Annotated in this window: 14 protein-coding genes; 4 read left to right on the top strand and 10 right to left on the bottom strand. The window is 72.8% G+C overall.

Going from position 1 to position 16,272, the window contains the following annotated elements; all coding sequences use genetic code 11:
• Positions 1–79: 79 nt before the first annotated feature.
• From aceE to M446_RS30500, 3 genes are all read right to left on the bottom strand, one after another.
• On the bottom strand, positions 80–2,749 hold the full coding sequence (gene aceE, locus M446_RS30490; RefSeq protein WP_012335945.1) for a pyruvate dehydrogenase (acetyl-transferring), homodimeric type: 2,670 nt from the start codon (positions 2,747–2,749) through the stop codon (positions 80–82).
• A 274-nt stretch (positions 2,750–3,023) separates the two neighbouring features.
• The gene (locus M446_RS30495) at positions 3,024–3,776 is read right to left on the bottom strand and encodes a YoaK family protein (protein WP_012335946.1); all 753 of its coding nucleotides are present in this window, start codon (positions 3,774–3,776) and stop codon (positions 3,024–3,026) included.
• A 164-nt stretch (positions 3,777–3,940) separates the two neighbouring features.
• On the bottom strand, positions 3,941–4,207 hold the full coding sequence (locus M446_RS30500; protein WP_012335947.1) for a DUF6489 family protein: 267 nt from the start codon (positions 4,205–4,207) through the stop codon (positions 3,941–3,943).
• Between the two features lie 495 nt (positions 4,208–4,702).
• Between M446_RS30500 and M446_RS30505 the strand changes: the two genes are divergently transcribed.
• Together M446_RS30505 and M446_RS30510 are read left to right on the top strand one after the other, a co-directional pair.
• Complete coding sequence (locus tag M446_RS30505) at positions 4,703–5,002, top strand: GCG_CRPN prefix-to-repeats domain-containing protein (protein WP_012335948.1); 300 nt, start codon at positions 4,703–4,705, stop codon at positions 5,000–5,002.
• A 375-nt stretch (positions 5,003–5,377) separates the two neighbouring features.
• Positions 5,378–5,578 carry a hypothetical protein gene (locus M446_RS30510; protein ID WP_012335949.1) on the top strand — a complete coding sequence of 67 codons (201 nt, stop codon included), beginning with the start codon at positions 5,378–5,380 and terminating at the stop codon, positions 5,576–5,578.
• Positions 5,579–5,602: 24 nt separating this feature from the next.
• Here the strand turns inward: M446_RS30510 and M446_RS30515 are convergent, their stop codons facing one another.
• The 4 genes from M446_RS30515 to M446_RS30530 form a co-directional block, all read right to left on the bottom strand.
• Positions 5,603–6,046: a hypothetical protein gene (locus M446_RS30515; RefSeq protein WP_012335950.1), complete on the bottom strand. Its 444-nt coding sequence runs from the start codon at positions 6,044–6,046 to the stop codon at positions 5,603–5,605.
• Positions 6,047–6,147: 101 nt separating this feature from the next.
• Complete coding sequence (locus M446_RS30520) at positions 6,148–6,402, bottom strand: hypothetical protein (RefSeq protein WP_012335951.1); 255 nt, start codon at positions 6,400–6,402, stop codon at positions 6,148–6,150.
• 89 nt (positions 6,403–6,491) lie between these two features.
• Positions 6,492–10,103 (bottom strand): transcription-repair coupling factor, encoded by a 3,612-nt coding sequence (mfd, locus tag M446_RS30525; RefSeq protein ID WP_012335952.1) that lies wholly within the window; start codon positions 10,101–10,103, stop codon positions 6,492–6,494.
• Between the two features lie 158 nt (positions 10,104–10,261).
• Positions 10,262–10,558: a succinate dehydrogenase assembly factor 2 gene (locus tag M446_RS30530; protein WP_012335953.1), complete on the bottom strand. Its 297-nt coding sequence runs from the start codon at positions 10,556–10,558 to the stop codon at positions 10,262–10,264.
• A 172-nt stretch (positions 10,559–10,730) separates the two neighbouring features.
• Here M446_RS30530 and recG point away from each other — a divergent pair, with 172 nt between their 5' ends.
• Positions 10,731–12,845, top strand: a complete 2,115-nt coding sequence (gene recG, locus M446_RS30535; RefSeq protein WP_012335954.1) for an ATP-dependent DNA helicase RecG — start codon at positions 10,731–10,733, stop codon at positions 12,843–12,845.
• Positions 12,846–12,866: 21 nt separating this feature from the next.
• On the opposite strand, the gene M446_RS30540 is transcribed toward recG, so the two are convergent.
• Together M446_RS30540 and M446_RS30545 are read right to left on the bottom strand one after the other, a co-directional pair.
• Positions 12,867–13,208 carry a hypothetical protein gene (locus tag M446_RS30540; RefSeq protein WP_012335955.1) on the bottom strand — a complete coding sequence of 114 codons (342 nt, stop codon included), beginning with the start codon at positions 13,206–13,208 and terminating at the stop codon, positions 12,867–12,869.
• Between the two features lie 181 nt (positions 13,209–13,389).
• On the bottom strand, positions 13,390–14,667 hold the full coding sequence (locus M446_RS30545) for an AMP-binding protein (protein ID WP_012335956.1): 1,278 nt from the start codon (positions 14,665–14,667) through the stop codon (positions 13,390–13,392).
• A gap of 248 nt (positions 14,668–14,915) precedes the next feature.
• Here M446_RS30545 and M446_RS30550 point away from each other — a divergent pair, with 248 nt between their 5' ends.
• Positions 14,916–15,677 (top strand): invasion associated locus B family protein, encoded by a 762-nt coding sequence (locus M446_RS30550; RefSeq protein ID WP_012335957.1) that lies wholly within the window; start codon positions 14,916–14,918, stop codon positions 15,675–15,677.
• Between the two features lie 136 nt (positions 15,678–15,813).
• Here M446_RS30550 and hspQ read toward each other — a convergent pair whose 3' ends face one another.
• Entirely contained in the window at positions 15,814–16,161 is a 348-nt protein-coding gene (gene hspQ, locus M446_RS30555; protein WP_012335958.1) for a heat shock protein HspQ, read from the bottom strand.
• Positions 16,162–16,272 lie beyond the last annotated feature (111 nt).

Consider the following 16,272-nt stretch of genomic DNA (forward strand, 5'->3'; position numbering starts at 1 on the left):
GGACGCGCGGGGCGCGGACCGCGGATCCCTCGCCCGCGGGCGAGGGATCCGCGGCCTGCGCGCCGCGCGGGGGCCGGACTCACACCGTCCAGGGCGCCGGCTTCTCCGGATCGAGGCCGTACTTGGCGATCGCCTCCGAGACCTTCGCGGTCGGCACCATCTGGTCCTCCGCGAGGCTCTTGAGGGCCGCCACCGCCACCCAGCGCCGGTCGACCTCGAAGAAGTCGCGCAGCCGCACCCGGTAATCCGAGCGCCCGAACCCGTCCGTCCCCAGCACCTTGTAGCGGGCGGGCACGAAGGGGCGGATCTGGTCGGCGAACAGCCGCATGTAGTCGCTCGCCGCGATCACCGGGCCGGAGCGGCCCGACAGGCAGGTCTCGACGTAGGATTTGCGCGGGGTCTCGTCCGGGTGGAGCATGTTCCAGCGCTCCACCGCCATCGCCTCGCGGCGCAGCTCCGTGAAGCTCGGGCAGGACCAGATGTCGGCCACGATGCCGAAATCCTTCTCCAGGAGTTCGGCCCCGGCGATGACCTCGCGCAGGATCGTGCCCGAGCCCAGGAGCTGCACCCGCGGGCCCTTCCCCTTGCCCTCGCGGAACAGGTACATCCCCTTGATGATGCCCTCCTGCGCCCCGTCCGGCATGCCCGGATGGGCGTAGTTCTCGTTCATCACGGTGATGTAGTAGAAGACGTCCTCCTGCTCGCCGTACATCCGGCGCAGACCGTCCTGCACGATCACCGCCACCTCGTACGAGAAGGTCGGGTCGTAGGAGACGCAGTTCGGGATCGTGGCCGAGAACAGGTGGCTGTGGCCGTCCTCGTGCTGCAGCCCCTCGCCGTTGAGCGTGGTGCGCCCGGCCGTGCCGCCGATCAGGAAGCCGCGCGCCCGCAGGTCGCCCGCCGCCCAGGCCAGGTCGCCGACCCGCTGGAAGCCGAACATCGAGTAGTAGATGTAGAACGGGATCGTCGGCGCGTTCGAGTGCGAGTAGGAGGTCGCCGCCGCGATCCAGGACGACATCGCCCCGGCCTCGTTGATGCCCTCCTGCAGCATCTGCCCGTTCTTGTCCTCCTTGTAGTACATCAGCTGGTTGGCATCCTCGGGCCGGTAGAGCTGGCCGACCTGGCTGAAGATGCCGAACTGGCGGAACATGCCCTCCATGCCGAAGGTGCGGCTCTCGTCGGGCACGATCGGCACGATGCGCTTGCCGATCTCCTTGTCGCGCAGGAGCGTGTTGAGCACCCGCACGAAGGCCATGGTGGTGGAGATCTCCCGGCCCGCCGTCTCCTTGAGCTGCGCGTCGAAGGCCTGGAGCGGCGGGATCGCGAGGCTCTCCGACTTCCGCCGCCGGGCGGGGAGCGGCCCGCCGAGGGCTTGGCGCCGCGCCATCAGGTAGCGGTGCTCCGGCGAGCCCTCGGGGAAGCGGATGAACGGGATGCCGGAGACCTTCTCGTCCGAGAGGTCGATCTGGAAGCGGTCGCGGAACTGCTTGAGGACCGCCTCGCCCATCTTCTTCTGCTGGTGGGTGATGTTCTGGGCCTCGCCGGCCTCGCCCATGCCGTAGCCCTTGACGGTCTTGGCGAGGATGACGGTGGGCTGGCCCTTGTGGTTCACCGCGGCGTGGTAGGCCGCGTAGACCTTGCTCGGGTCGTGGCCGCCGCGGGTCAGCCGCCAGATGTCGTCGTCGCTCCAGTCGGCGACCAGCGCCTTGGTCTCCGGATAGCGGCCGAAGAAGTGCTCGCGGATGTAGGCGCCGTTCTTCGACTTGAAGTCCTGGTACTCGCCGTCGACGCACTCGGCCATCACGCGGGCCAGCATGCCCGAGGAATCGCGGGCGAGCAGCTGGTCCCACCCTGAGCCCCACAGCACCTTGACGACGTTCCAGCCCGCGCCGCGGAAATTGGCCTCGAGTTCCTGGACGATCTTGCCGTTGCCGCGCACCGGCCCGTCGAGGCGCTGCAGGTTGCAGTTGATCACGAAGACGAGGTTGTCGAGTTTCTCCCGCGCGGCAAGCGAGATCGCGCCGAGCGACTCGGGCTCGTCCATCTCGCCGTCGCCCATGAAGGCCCAGACCTTGCGACGGTCGGTGTCGGCGAGGCCGCGATGGTGCAGGTAGCGGAGATACCGCGCCTGGTAGATCGCCATCAGCGGCCCGAGGCCCATCGAGACGGTCGGGAATTGCCAGAAATCCGGCATCAGCCAGGGATGCGGGTAGGAGGACAGGCCCTTGCCGCCGACCTCCTGGCGGAACGAGAGCAGCTGCTCCTCGCTGAGGCGCCCTTCGAGGTAGGCGCGGGCGTAGATGCCCGGCGAGGAATGGCCCTGCACGAAGATCAGGTCGCCGCCATGCGTCTCGTCGGCGGCGTGCCAGAAATGCATGAAGCCGGTGTCGTAGAGGGTCGCGGCCGACTGGAAGCTCGCGATGTGGCCGCCGAGCTCGGAGGATTCCTTGTTGGCCCGCAGAACGATCGCGATGGCGTTCCAGCGGATCGCCGAGCGGATGCGGTGCTCGATCGCCCTGTCGCCCGGGTGGGGGGGCTGCGCCTCGACCGGGATCGTGTTCAGGTAGGCGGTGTTGGCCGAGTAGGGGACGGGGGCGCCCTTCTTGCGGGCCTCCTCGATGACCTGCTCGATCAGGAAATGCGCCCGCTCGGGCCCCTCGACTTCGAGCACCCCGTCGAGGGACTCGAGCCATTCCCGGGTCTCGATGGGGTCGGGATCGCGCGGGTCGCGTTCGCGGCTGCGTTCCACTCGTCTGTCCTCCCTCGTTGGTCCCGCGGCCGCCTTTCGGGGGCGTCCGGCGGTGTCCGGCCCGCATCGAGCACAGGCCGTGCCACCACTCACGCTATTGGACCAGCGAGGAAGTGCAAGGGGTTGCGAGTGCTCCCGGCCATCGTCGTTCCGGAATTTCGGAATGGAACCGAAACGCTGTCCGGAAGTTCAGACCGTCGCGCATGCCGCCCGGCCGCTCGCGAGGCGGCCGGGATGTCTTCGCGCGCGGCGAGGCCGGGCGTGCGGACAACGTTCAGAAACGTTCGGCCGTGCGGAGCCGGGAGACGGGCCTTGCGTCGCCCGGCGCGTCCGGGGCGGGCGCCGTGCCGGCGACGAGCGGGCTGCCGGGCCTGGCGAGCGTGAGGAGCGTGACGCCGACCGCCAGGACGGCCGCGAGGCTCGCCGGAAACAGGAAGGCGCGCTCGTCGAACTGGCCGTGCAGCAGGCCCCCCACCACCGCCCCGGTGCTGAGCGCGCCCCAGAGCGGCGCCTGGATCCAGAAGGACTTGGCCGGCTTGTGGAGGAGCAGGTTGGCGAGCCCGGTGCCGAAGCGGACCACCGCGCCGGTGACGTAGGTGAGGGCGAGGCTGCGCCCGTCCTCGTCCTGGAGCGTGGCGTTCTGCATGCCGAGCGCGAAGACGACCGGGTAGGCGTGGACCGGGAAGGCGAAGGGCCCGGGCGGCATGACGAGCCCGATGGTCAGGAAGCCGGCCTGCAGGCCGAGCAGCACCGGCAGGCGCCAGCGCCCGGCCCAGGCGGCGATCACCGTGCCCACGAAGGCGCCGAAGCAGAACACGGCGATGACGGAAGCGACGCGGGTCGTGCCGTCCCAGTCCCCGTGCGCCGCCGCCACGCCGAAGCGGGTGGTGTTGCCGGACATGAAGGACATGAAGAGCTGCGAGAATTGCAGGAAGCCGATCGCGTCGGCGCATCCCGCGAGGCCCGACAGGGCGAGGGCGAGCGGGATGCGCGTGGTCGGGCTGGCGGGAAAGGACTTGTCGTGCATGGGATCTCCGGTTCCGGCCCAAAACCGCCGGAGCCGTCGCACGTTCCCCTAGGGCGGGGCGGGCCGGATGCCGCAGCCTTCCTCGGGATTAGAGTCCGTCATGGGCCGGAGCAGGAAATTCCCCTCGGGCAGGTTCGACCGCCGCGGCACGCCCCGCCCCGCCCTCACTCGTTGCGGGCCGGCGGGGAGGACCCGCCGCCGAAGCCCTGCTGGAACATCTTCAGGAACAGGGACTGCATCTGGTCGGCGTTCTGGGGAAACAGCGAGAACCAGCTGCGCATGATCGTGTCGGGGGAGAAGCGCTCCATGTCGGCGAGCATGCGCCGCTCGACCTCGGCCATCACCGCCGCCTGCATGGGCTCGACGTTCGGGAGGCCGACGAACTGGCGCGCTTCGAGCGGAGTGCAGTCGACCTCGACGCGGAACTTCATGACCACCTTCCCTCAAGAGCGCGCGGCGCCCCGGATCACACAGGGGCATTCCCGTCCTTTTGTAAAGGGCGCGGACCGGGATTCGCCCGAAACCCCTAGTTGATATGGATCAACGCGGGCTCGGTCGCGCCCGGCGAGGATCGCTCGTCGGCCCGCTTCGGCTTGGTGGCGAAGGGACGACGACGGGCCGGGTCTTGCTGGACCGGGGGGACCTTCGAGCCCGGCCCGCCTCTTCGCCCCATTTCTCCAGCAAGCTCGTCCTATGTGAACAGCGCGGCCGCTCGCCCCGTGCGAGAGGAGTTCTGCCGCGCCGATCGTCCAGCCCCTCTCCTGACGGCGCGGCGGCGGGCCGGGCTCCTCGTGTCCGATTGCGCCAAACCCGGCCCGCCCCTTCCCGGTGACATTCGGCACATTCGTCTGGGCTGCCGAAGACTATTCCTTCTCTTGTTCCTGCTTCGCGATGCCGCGAATGGATAATCGAGAGGAGATGTCACCATGATCAACACCAAGGTTCTGGCGCTGGCCGTGGTCGCCGGCGGTCTCGGGTTCGCTTCGGCGGCGAGCGCCGCGCCGGGCGCGGTGGCGCCGGCCGGCCTGATCGCGGGCGACGCCCAGGTCCAGACCGTCGCGTATGGCTGCGGCCCGGGCTGGGCTCCGAACGCCTGGGGTCACTGCCGCCCGTTCTACCGTCCCTACGGCTACGGCTTCTACCGCCCCTACCGCCCGGTCTACGGCTACGGCTACGGCTATCGTCCCTGGCACCCCCATCACGGGTTCGGCCTCCGCTTCTTCTGAGGCCCGCTTGGCGGGCCCTCACGGCGGCCCGCTTGGCGGGCCCTCACGGCGGCCCGCTTGGCGGGCCCAGGGCGGCGTCCCGCCGGGCGGGACGCCGCCACCGCGCGCGGCGGCCGGGCGGCGGGGCAGGGGCGGCGCTCCCCAGGGGTCCGGGTCGGGGCGGCGAGTCGCGGGTGACGTCGCGCGCAGGCCCGACCCGCCCGCGCGGGGAGACCGGCGCAGCCGCGGCTCCTCAGAATCATGTTGATAACGGGGACAAGTGGCCCGACTCGGCCGGCTCCCCCGCGCGGTGGCGCGGCTGTCGCATCCCGTTCACGGGCCGGGCCCTGTCAGTCTAGGGCCCGATTGTGCGAGGCGGAACCTTGCGAGGCGGCCATGGAGTTTCGGGTCGAGCAGGAAGGACCGGGGAAGTGGGGCTGGCGCCTGCTCGGGCCGCGCGGCGCGACTCTGCTGCGCTCGGACGAGACCTACGGCAGCCACGTCCAGGCCTCGGCCGCCGCGACCGCCTTCGCGCGCCTCGTCGCCCAGGCCTCGCGCCGCATGACAGCGCCGGGGCCGCTCGGCGCGGCGCCGTAGCGGCCCCCATCGCGGCGCCCCCGCTCAGCGGATCAGGCAGGCCTCGTTCGCCCCCGGGCCCAGGACGATGTCGCCCTGGCGCGGCGCGTTGACCGCGAAGGGGCCCGTGCCCTGGAGTCCGAGGAAGCCGCGCCCGAACGTCGAGGCCAGGACGTTCGTGCCGATCTCCACGTAGCAGCGGTCGAGGACGGCCTCGTAGGGGACGTGCAGGTCCGCCACGACGCTGCCCGCCGGCCCGCAGGTGGCGAGGAGGTCGAACTGCCCCGGCGCCGCGAGCCGCACGGTGCGGGAATGGCCGGGCGGCAGCACGAAGGCCGGCCCGCCGTTCTGGCTTCCCACCAGGGTCAGCGCCGAGCGGTTGGTGATCCGCCTCGTGCAGCCGGCCTGCGCCGCGTCGAGGCCCGCCGGCAGCAGGACGAGCGCCGCCAGGGCGGCGCGGAGCGGACGGAGGCGGGAGGCAGCGCGCATGTCAGGGATCCCTCGCCGTGGCGGCCCGCGGCCCGGGTCCGCGACGGTCAAGCCTATTTGCCCCCGAAACGGGGCGAGTGCAAACCGGTTCCGGCGCAACTTCAGCGGCAGCCGGCGCAGATCGTGCCGTCGATCGCGTCGTCGCGGCGCTCCTCGCGGGTGCGGCCCTCGATGCCCCGCTCCAGGGCGCGGTCGTCGCCCCGGGGCATCGTCCGCCCGCTCGAGCTCGTGTGCGGCGCCGTGATGGTCGAGCGCGGTCCGCCCCCGGTCCCGGTCCGGTCGGCGTCGGATTGCGCGCGGGCGGCGGCGGGCGCCAGGAGCGCCCCCGCCAGCAGGAGGCTCGTCGCGGATCTCACGGGGTTCCTCCACCTCGGATGGAGCCCCGAGTGTCGTTCAACCCCGGATCGATAACAACCGCCCCGATCGAGGGCCGCGCGGCTCCGGATCAGGCCGCCTTGCGGCGGCTCGTCAGCTTGGTGAGGTCGCGCAGGATGGCGGTCGTCTCCTTCAGCCGCTCGGCCACCGTGTCGAGGTTGCGGATGAACACCACGCTCATGTCCGGACGGACCTTCGCGAAGGAGCGCTGCTCGGCGATGTAGGCGGCGAGCCGCGCCGGATTGGCGAAGGCGCGGTCGCGGAAGTGGAACACGATCCCCTTCGGCCCGGCCTCCACCTTCTCGACGTTGGTCTCCCGGCACAGGATCTTGATCGTGACGATCTTGAGGAGCTGCTCCACCTCGGGCGGGAGCGGGCCGAAGCGGTCGATCAGCTCGGCCCCGAAGCTCTCCAGCTCCGCGTCGCTGTCGAGGGTGGCGAGGCGCCGGTAGAGGCCGAGCCGCACCGACAGGTCGGAGACGTACTCCTCCGGCATGGTGACCGGGGCGCCGAGCGCGATGGTGGGCGACCATTGCTCGTCGGCCGGCACCGCCTTGCCCTCCTTGAGGGCCGCGACCGCGTCCTCCAGCATCTGCTGGTAGAGTTCGTAGCCGACCTCCTTGATGTGGCCGGATTGCTCGTCGCCGAGCAGGTTGCCGGCGCCGCGGATGTCGAGGTCGTGGCTGGCGAGCTGGAAGCCCGCCCCCAGCGTGTCGAGGGATTGCAGCACCTTGAGCCGCCGCTCGGCCTGCACCGTCAGGGCCTTGCCCTCGGGCGTGGTGAAGAGCGCGTAGGCGCGGGCCTTCGAGCGGCCGACCCGGCCGCGCAGCTGGTAGAGCTGGGCGAGGCCGAACATGTCGGCCCGGTGCACGATCAGGGTGTTGGCGGTCGGGATGTCCAGGCCCGATTCGACGATGGTGGTCGAGAGCAGGATGTCGAACTTGCCCTCGTAGAAGGCCGTCATCACGTCCTCGAGCTGGCCGGCCGGCATCTGCCCGTGCGCGATCCCGACCTTGGCCTCCGGCATCTCCCGGTCGAGGAAGCGCTTGACCTCGTCGAGGTGCTCGATCCGCGGCACCACGTAGAAGGCCTGGCCGCCCCGGTAGCGCTCGCGCAGCAGCGCCTCGCGGACGAGCAGCGGGTCGAAGGGCGTCACGAAGGTGCGCACCGCCAGCCGGTCCACCGGCGGCGTCGCGATGATCGAGAGTTCGCGCACCCCCGTCATGGCGAGCTGCAGCGTGCGCGGGATCGGCGTCGCCGAGAGGGTGAGCACGTGCACCTCGGCGCGCAGGGCCTTGAGGCGCTCCTTGTGGGCGACGCCGAAATGCTGCTCCTCGTCGATGATGATCAGGCCGAGGTCCCGGAACCCGATCGTCTTGGCGAGCAGGGCGTGGGTGCCGACCACGATGTCGACCGTGCCGTCCGCGAGCCCCTCCCGCACCCGCTTCAGCTCCGCGCTCGACACGAAGCGGCTGGCCTGGGCGACGTTCACCGGCAGGCCTTTGAAGCGCTCCGCGAAGGTGCGGTAGTGCTGGCGGGCGAGCAGGGTGGTGGGCACCACCACGGCGACCTGCCTGCCCGAGATCGCCGCCACGAAGGCGGCGCGCAGCGCCACCTCGGTCTTGCCGAAGCCGACATCGCCGCAGATCAGCCGGTCCATCGGCCGCCCGGCCGTGAGGTCGCCGAGGGTCGCGGCGATCGCCGCCTCCTGGTCCTCCGTCTCCTCGTAGGGGAAGCGGGCCGCGAACTCGCCGTAGGTGCCGTCCGGCGGCACCAGCTTCGGGGCGGGGCGCAGGAAGCGCTCGGCCGCCACCTTGATGAGCGCGCCCGCCATTTCCAGGATGCGGCGCTTCAGCTTCGCCTTGCGCGCCTGCCACGCCCCGCCGCCGAGCTTGTCGAGGGGGACGTCGGCCTCCTCCGAGCCGTAGCGGGTCAGGAGCTCGATGTTCTCGACCGGCAGCAGCAGCAGGCCGCCATTGTACTGGATCTCCAGGCAATCGTGCGGCGCGCCCGCCGCCGTCACGGTCTTGAGCCCGGTGAAGCGGCCGATCCCGTGATCCGCGTGGACCACGAGGTCGCCGGGGCTCAGCGCCTGCACCTCCAGGATCACGTCCTGGGGGCGCTTGGCCTTGCGCTTGGGCCGCACCAGCCGGTCGCCCAGGATGTCGCCCTCGGCGACGACCGCGAGGCGCTCGATGGTGAAGCCCGCCTCCAGCCCCCAGACCGCCACCGCCACGTCCTGACCGCGCTTCAATGCCAGCGTGTCCGACAGGCGGGTGACGGTCTTCGGCTTGGGCAGGCCGTGATCGGTCAGCACGCCGCAGAGCCGGTCGCGCGAGCCCTCCGACCACGCCGCCAGGATGACGTGGTGGCCCGAGCCCTGCAGGGCGCGCACGTGCTGCACCGCCGCGTCGAAGACGTTGACGCCCTCCTGCGCCCGCTCGGGCGCGAAGTTGCGGGCGGGCTCGGCCTCGCAATCGACGATCGGGCGCCCGGGGCTCTCCGGCACCGCGAAGGGGGTGAGGCGGGCGACGCGGGCGCCCTCGACCCGCTTCGCCCACTCGGCCGGCGAGAGGTAGAGCGCGTCGGACCCGAGCGGCTTGTACGGCGCGACGCCGGGCTGCGGCGCCTTCAGCGCCTCGCAGCGGGCGTCGTGATACTCCTGGACCTGGCCGAGCCGCTCGCCCGCCGCGTCGTCCACGTCCTTGTCGAAGACCAGGGGCACGCCCGCCAGGTAGTCGAACAGCGTGTCGAGCCGGTCGTAGAAGAGCGGCATCCAGTGCTCGAGCCCGGCCGCGCGCCGCCCCTCGCTCACCGCCTCGTAGAGCCGGTCGTCGCGGGTCGCCGCCCCGAAGGCCGCGACGTAGCCCTGGCGGAAGCGCCGGATCGTCTCGGTGGTGAGCTGCACCTCGCTCATCGGAACGAGGTCGAGGGAGCGCAGCTGCCCGATCGTGCGCTGGGTCTCGGGATCGAAGCTGCGGATCGATTCGAGCGTGTCGCCGAAGAAGTCGAGGCGGACCGGGTTGGGCAGGCCCGGCGGCGAGAGGTCGATGATGCCCCCGCGCACCGCGTACTCGCCGGTGTCGCGCACGGTGCCGGTGCGCAGGAAGCCGTTGGCTTCGAGCCAGGCCACGATCTTGTCGGTGTCGACCGCGTTGCCGACCGCCGCCGAGAAGGTCTCGACCGCGATGCGGTCGCGGGCCGGCACCCGCTGCACCAGGGCGTTGACCGTGGTCACGACGACGCGCGGGCGCTCCTCGGAGCTGCGCGTGCGGGCCAGCCGCGACAGGGCCGTCATCCGCTCGGCCGCGATGGCCGGGTTCGGCGAGACCCGGTCGTAGGGCTGGCAATCCCAGGCCGGGATGCTCAGCACCTCGATCTCGGGCGCCACGAAGGCGAGCGCGCCCGCGAAGGCCGCCGAGCGGGTGCCGTCCCGGGCGACGTGGACGAGCGCGGCCGGGCCCTGCGAGGCCCGGCTCTGCGGATCTTGGCCGAGCACCCGCGCGAGGTCGGCCACGACCAGGGCGTCGAACCCGTCCGGGACCCGGGCGAGGGTGGGGCTGTCGCCCCGCCGCAGCGCCTCGACGGCCCGGGTGAGGGCGGCGGATTTGGGAAGCGCGAACCGGGCGACCGGCGGCTTGGAAGGCGGCTTGGAAGGCGGGTTGGGATCGGCTTTGGCCATCTCGAACGAATCTCGGGAATCCGGGGCTGCGCGGCCCCTGCGGGGCGGGGGCGGGTCCCCTGCAGGGCGAGGCGGGCCCCCGCGGGGGAGAGCTTCGCCCGCAGGAGGCCCGCGCGGCCCCTCACCCGCGCCGAAGGGGCCTCGCTCCCTCGGATTCCTCAGGTGTGGATCGGGGCGCCGTGCTGGTGGAAGCCCTTCAGGCGGCGGAAGACGGGGGTGTCGTAGTTCGACGGGGCCTCCTCCTCGCCGCTGATCCAGCGGAAGAGGTCGCGGTCCGGCACCTCGATCAGGCGCTCGAAATTGTCGAGCTCCTCCTCCGTGAGGGTGCCGATCTCCGCATCGGCGAAGCGGCCCATGATCAGGTCCATCTCGCGGATGCCCCGGTGCCAGGAGCGGAACAGCGTGCGGCGGCGGCGCGGATCGAGGTCGGCGCTGCTGCGGGTGGTGCCGGTCATCGTCGGGTCCCGAAGCGCAACGGGGGAGATCCGCAGGGCCACGCGGCCCGCGCGGATCGGTCTCGTATATGGGAGATGCCGCCGCCCGCGTCATCCCGCATCGTCGCAGGGCCCTCCGGGCCCGCCGCGCTCGTGTATACCGCCCCGGTCCCGCTCCTCGCCCACCCCCCGCATGTCGCTTCGTCCCTCCCTGCTCGATCCCCTGTTCGCGCCCGCGACCGTGCTCCTCGGGGCGGGGCCCAAGATGGCGGCGCTGCTCGACAGGCTCCTCGGCACGCCCGAGCACCCGGCGCGGGTGGTCGACCTGCTCTTCCACCTGCCGCACGGCGGCGTGGCGCGGCAGCTGAAGGGGTCGATCGCCGAGGCGCCGACCGGCGAGCCGGTGACGCTCTGCGTCACCGTCGTGGCCCATCGCCCGCCCCAGACCGTCGGCGCCCGCAGGCCCTACCGGGTGCTGGTCGAGGACGGGAGCGGCGACATCAGCCTCGTCTTCTTCAACATGCCCCGCGCCCGCATCGAGAAGATGCTGCCGGTGGGCGCGCGCCGCTACGTCTCGGGCCGGATCGAGCTCTGGGACGGCTTCCGCCAGATGGTCCATCCGGCCCGCATCCTCGACGACAAGGGTTTCTCGGACCTGCCCGCCGTCGAGCCCCTCTACGGAGCGACCGAGGGCCTGACCTCGCGGGCGATCGGCAAGCTGGCGCAGGGCGCCGTCGAGCGCCTGCCGGACCTGCCCGAGTGGCAGGATCCGGCCTGGCTCGCCCGCCAGCGCTGGCCCGGCTTCGCGCAGGCCCTGCGCGCCGAGCACCGGCCCGACGCGCCGCCGCCCGCCGAGGGCGAGCCCCCGCCCGCGACGCGCCGCCGCCTCGCCTACGACGAACTCCTCGCCTCGCAGCTCGCCCTGGCGCTCGTGCGCAGCCGGATGCGGCGGCCGCCGGGGCGGATCAACGCGGGCGACGGCGACCTCTCGCGGCGGATCGAGGCGGCGCTGCCGTTCCGGCTCACCGGGGCGCAGATCCGCGCGCTCGCCGAGATCCGCGGCGACATGCGCTCCGACCGGCGCATGCTGCGCCTGCTCCAGGGCGATGTCGGCTCGGGCAAGACCGCGGTGGCGATGCTCGCCATGGCCTCGGCGATCGAGGCCGGGCGCCAGGCGGCCATGATGGCGCCGACCGAGATCCTGGCCCGCCAGCACGCCGAGCGCCTGCGCCCCCTGGCGGAATCCGCCGGCCTCTCCCTGGTGCTGATGACGGGCCGCGACCGCACCGCCGAGCGGCGCGCGACCCTGAAGGGGCTCGCCGAGGGCTCGATCGCCATCGCGGTCGGCACCCACGCCCTGTTCCAGGAGGAGGTGGCCTTCCGCGATCTCGGCCTCGCCGTCGTCGACGAGCAGCACCGCTTCGGCGTGCATCAGCGCCTCGCCCTCGGCGCCAAGGGCGAGGCGGTGGACATCCTGGTGATGACCGCGACGCCGATCCCGCGCAGCCTCGCGCTGACCTATTTCGGCGACATGGAGGTCTCGGTCCTCGACGAGAAGCCGGCCGGCCGCCAGCCCATCGCCACCCGCCTCGTCTCGACCGAGCGGATCGACGAGGTCGTGGCCGGGCTGGAGCGGGCGCTCGCCCGGGGCGAGCGGGTCTACTGGATCTGCCCCCTCGTCGCCGAGTCGGAGGTGATCGACCTCGCCGCCGCCGAGGAGCGCTGCGCCGACCTGCGCCAGCATTTCGGCGCCGCGGTCGGCCTCGTCCACGGCAAGATGCCGGGGCGCGACAAGGACGAGGCGATGGCGCGCTTCGCCTCCGGGGAGACCCGCATCCTGGTCTCGACCACGGTGGTGGAGGTGGGCGTCGACGTGCCGGAGGCGACCATCATGGTGATCGAGCACGCCGAGCGCTTCGGCCTCGCGCAGCTCCACCAGCTGCGCGGCCGGGTCGGGCGGGGGGCGGCCGCCTCGACCTGCCTGCTCCTCTATCGCGGGCCGCTCGGCCAGGTGGCGCGGGCGCGGCTCGAGATGATGCGCGAGACCGAGGACGGATTCCGCATCGCCGAGGAGGACCTGCGCCTGCGCGGGGAGGGCGAGGTGCTGGGCACCCGCCAGTCGGGCCTCGCCGCGTTCCGGCTCGCCCGGCCGGAGGTGGACGGCGACCTCCTGCTCGCGGCCCGCGACGACGCGCGGCTGATCGTCGAGCGCGATCCCGGCCTCGCGGGCGAGCGCGGCCGGGCGCTGCGGGTGCTGCTCTCCCTGTTCGAGCGGGACGCCGCCGTGAGGCTGCTCGGAGCGGGGTAGGGGGCGCCCGCCGCGGGCGCCTCAGAGGTCGGGCTCGTTCAGCACCCGCGTGCCGATCCGGCTCTGCAGGTCGATCGGCCCGCCATTCTGACCGCCGGCCTCGTCGATCACGATCACCGGGATGCCGGCCGTGCGCATCTGCTCGCGCAGGCGCTCGGCCATGGCGCGGAACGACCCCGCCTCGCGCGGGGGCACGTGCAGCAGGACCGCCGCCGGCCGGGGGATCACGGCCAGAACGTCATCCGCGGCTTCGAGCGAGGCGGTCACGCTCGCGTAACCCAGCCCGGCCAGCTCGGCGGAGAGAGCCCGATCGATGGCGCGGTGGCCATCGTCGACGACGAGAACTTTCTGCAGCGCACCCATGAGGCAAGTGGTAATCCGTCGCGCGCCTCTCGTGAAGGCGCCGCAGCATCAACTCGGATAGCCACCAAAGGTTCACCGCGGTGCGGCGCGGGGCTCCCGGCCGCGCGGCGCGCGGGACCGCCGGGCCATTCGCTAAGGCCCTGGTGAACCAAGCGTAAGCGGCGCCGCGAGCCGCCCCGTCTCAAACCGGCTCCAGGGCCGTGGCGACCCCGCCGAGCCGCGTCGCCCGGAAGCGCGACACCGTCCACTCATCCACACTTTCGTTGCGGGCGATGCCGCGCTGCAACACGCGCGCGGAGGCGGCCGGCCCCCGAACCGCGAGGCGCCCGTCCGGCTCGCGGCGAAGCTGCAGGAGGCCGCCCGCGCCGGCGCGCTCCGGCGCGGCCAGCATGAGGGCGACGTCCTGCGCGTCCCGGCGGCCGGCCACCAGGGCGAGCTCGTCGAGCACGACGACGTCGGTGACGCCGCGCCGCCCGGGCGCGCGGCCGCTCAGCCGGACGGGCGCGCGATGCACGAAGACGAGGCTGCGCAGGCGGGCGGGCACCTCCGTGCGGCCGAGGCCCGGCTCCATCCAGCCGGGCGCGACGAGATGCGTCGGGACGTCCCGCGCCAGCGTCGCCGCCAGGGAGGCGCTGTCGAAGACCGGGTGCGATTCCAGGGTCGCCCCCGCCAGCAGGGCCGCGGCGAGGCCGGGCACGAGGCCGCGCAGGTCGGCGGGCGGGAGCAGGCTGACGATGCGGTCGCCGGGCTCGATCCGGGCCGGGACCAGGAACTGGGCGGTCGCGGCCGTCAGCCCGTCGCCGTCGCGCAGGACCGGCCGGGGCGTCTCCTCGCCCGCGAAGGTGACGAGGCCGGCCACCTCGGCGCTGCCGAAGGCCGCGTCGGCCCGGTGGTCCAGCACCAGCCGGTCGATTCCCAGCACCCCGTCCGGGACGTGGGGACCGAAGGCGGCGACGAAGCGCAGGGGGAAGTAGCGCGCCGCGACCCGGCACAGGCGCTCGGCGGGGCGGTCCTCGCCGATCTGGCCCTGGGTGATCACGGCCTGGACCTGCGCCGCCTCGACGGCCTGGAGCAGGCGCGCCTCGTCCCAGGTCACCGGCAGCAGGCAGGGCAGGTGGCCCGCCTGCTCGATCGCCAGCAGGGCGAGGTGGCTCTCGGTGATCCCGGCCATGCACAGGCCGACGGGGCTGCGCGGCGGCAGGCGCAGGGCCTGCAGGCCGGCCGTGAGCCGCGCGGCGATCTCGCGCGCCGCCGCGAAGGTCCAGGTAATGGCGGGGCGCCCGCACCAGCTCGGCTTGTCGGGCTGGTCGATCAGGGCGATGCGCTCGGGATGGCGGTCCGCCGTGGCGGCGAGCAGCGCCGCGAGGCCGAGCGACCGCGCCGGCGCCGCCCCGGGCTCCCGCTCCGCCCCGGGGCGCGAGGCTCCCGCGTCCCGCATCACCGCATTCTGAGCCGCCACCGCGCACCTCGCCCGTCCGGCGCCACCCTCGCCGCTCGTGGTTAAGATCGGTTGAAGATGGCTCTCGCCAGGGCGGCGCCCCTGCGCTAAGGGCGGCGCCGGGAGGTCATGTCTTCGCCTCAATCGGCGGGGAAGCAGGCGCCCGAAGGTCGAGCGAGGTCGCCGGCCCCGCTCCCCACACCGTCCACACGCCGCCCGCGCGGCGCACGGCTTCAAAAAACCAAGCCGAACCGAGGGGTTCCCAGCTGATGTTCTTCGCGACACGTCCCGCGCGCCCGCACCAGGCCGCCCTCTGTCTCGCCCTGGCCGGGCTCGGGCTCGGCCTCGCGACCGGCCCCGTTCTGGCCCAGCCGAAGAAGCCCGCTCCCGCGCAGCCGGCGGCCCCGGCCCCGGCGGCCCCCGCGCCGCAGGGCGCGGCCCCGCAGCAGACCGGCCCGCAGATCGTGACCGTGAAGTCCGAGCCGTCCCAGACGGAATGGACCAAGGTCTGCGGCAAGGACCAGGGCAGCAACGCCGAGGTCTGCTACACCACCCGCGACTTCGTCTCCGAGCAGGGCCAGCCGGTTCTCGCCGCCGCGATCTACGACCTCAAGGGCGCGCAGGGCAACGTGCGCGTCGCCCGCTTCCTGCTGCCGCTCGGCCTGCTGCTGCAGCCGGGCATCCTGTTCTCGGTCGACCAGGGCCAGTCGACGCCGGGCAAGTACGCGGTCTGCTTCCCGAACGGCTGCTTCGCCGAGGTGGCAGGCCTGAAGGACGACCTCATCGCCGCCCTCAAGAAGGGCACGACCCTGAACCTGACCGTGCAGAACCAGGCGCAGCGCCCGGTGACCTTCGCGGTGCCGCTCGCGGGCTTCGGCAAGGCCTTCGACGGCCCGCCGATCGACCCGAAGGTGCTGGAGGAGCAGCAGAAGAAGCTGCAATCCGAGCTGGAGCGCCGCAGCGAGGAGATGCGCAAGCAGCTCGAGGCCCAGAAGGGCGGCGCCCCGGCCGCGGCCGCCCAGCCGAAGTGAGGGGGGGCCCGGCAGGGACGAGGACGGCCGGGCGGCGACGCCCGGCCTTTTTCATGGGCGCCTTTCATCGGCGCGTGTCATGGGTGCGTGTCATGGGCGGCGTCCCGCGCGGCGGGCCGGAGGCCGGGGCGCCGGCCTAATTCGCGGTCTCGGCCCGCATCCGGTAGGTGCCGGTCGCCGCGTCGTGCACGAAGAGGTCGGGGATGCGGGCGTGGCGCAGGGCCTCGCCCGAGGTGTCGGGCACGAGGTTCTGCTCGGAGACGTAGGCCACGTACTCGGTGTCCTGGTTCTCGGCGAGCAGGTGGTAGAAGGGCTGGTCCTTGGCCGGCCGCACCTCCTCGGGAATCGCCAGCCACCATTCCTCGGTGTTGTTGAATACCGGGTCCACGTCGAAGATGATCCCGCGGAACGGGTAGATGCGGTGGCGCACCACCGCCCCGATGTTGAACTTGGCGCGGCGGATCGCGACGGGCGGCGGAGACATGGCGGGGCCCATGGCGGGACTGACGGCGGGGTCGGGGGGACGGGTGTGCATCGCGCACAGGTAGGTGCGGCGGCACCGGCTTTCACCGGGCCGCCATGCCGCATCATGCCA

Origin of the sequence: Methylobacterium sp. 4-46, assembly GCF_000019365.1 — a bacterium.
GTDB lineage: Bacteria > Pseudomonadota > Alphaproteobacteria > Rhizobiales > Beijerinckiaceae > Methylobacterium.

What these genes read in the sequence shown, in the direction of transcription:
- M446_RS30550 (WP_012335957.1), top strand. Translation starts at nt 14,916, where the DNA reads ATGTTCTTCGCGACACGTCCCGCGCGCCCGCACCAGGCCGCCCTCTGT.
- M446_RS30530 (WP_012335953.1), bottom strand. Translation starts at nt 10,558, where the DNA reads ATGACCGGCACCACCCGCAGCAGCGCCGACCTCGATCCGCGCCGCCGC.
- M446_RS30495 (WP_012335946.1), bottom strand. Translation starts at nt 3,776, where the DNA reads ATGCACGACAAGTCCTTTCCCGCCAGCCCGACCACGCGCATCCCGCTC.
- M446_RS30505 (WP_012335948.1), top strand. Translation starts at nt 4,703, where the DNA reads ATGATCAACACCAAGGTTCTGGCGCTGGCCGTGGTCGCCGGCGGTCTC.
- M446_RS30540 (WP_012335955.1), bottom strand. Translation starts at nt 13,208, where the DNA reads ATGGGTGCGCTGCAGAAAGTTCTCGTCGTCGACGATGGCCACCGCGCC.
- M446_RS30515 (WP_012335950.1), bottom strand. Translation starts at nt 6,046, where the DNA reads ATGCGCGCTGCCTCCCGCCTCCGTCCGCTCCGCGCCGCCCTGGCGGCG.
- M446_RS30500 (WP_012335947.1), bottom strand. Translation starts at nt 4,207, where the DNA reads ATGAAGTTCCGCGTCGAGGTCGACTGCACTCCGCTCGAAGCGCGCCAG.
- M446_RS30510 (WP_012335949.1), top strand. Translation starts at nt 5,378, where the DNA reads ATGGAGTTTCGGGTCGAGCAGGAAGGACCGGGGAAGTGGGGCTGGCGC.
- recG (WP_012335954.1), top strand. Translation starts at nt 10,731, where the DNA reads ATGTCGCTTCGTCCCTCCCTGCTCGATCCCCTGTTCGCGCCCGCGACC.
- hspQ (WP_012335958.1), bottom strand. Translation starts at nt 16,161, where the DNA reads ATGTCTCCGCCGCCCGTCGCGATCCGCCGCGCCAAGTTCAACATCGGG.
- mfd (WP_012335952.1), bottom strand. Translation starts at nt 10,103, where the DNA reads ATGGCCAAAGCCGATCCCAACCCGCCTTCCAAGCCGCCTTCCAAGCCG.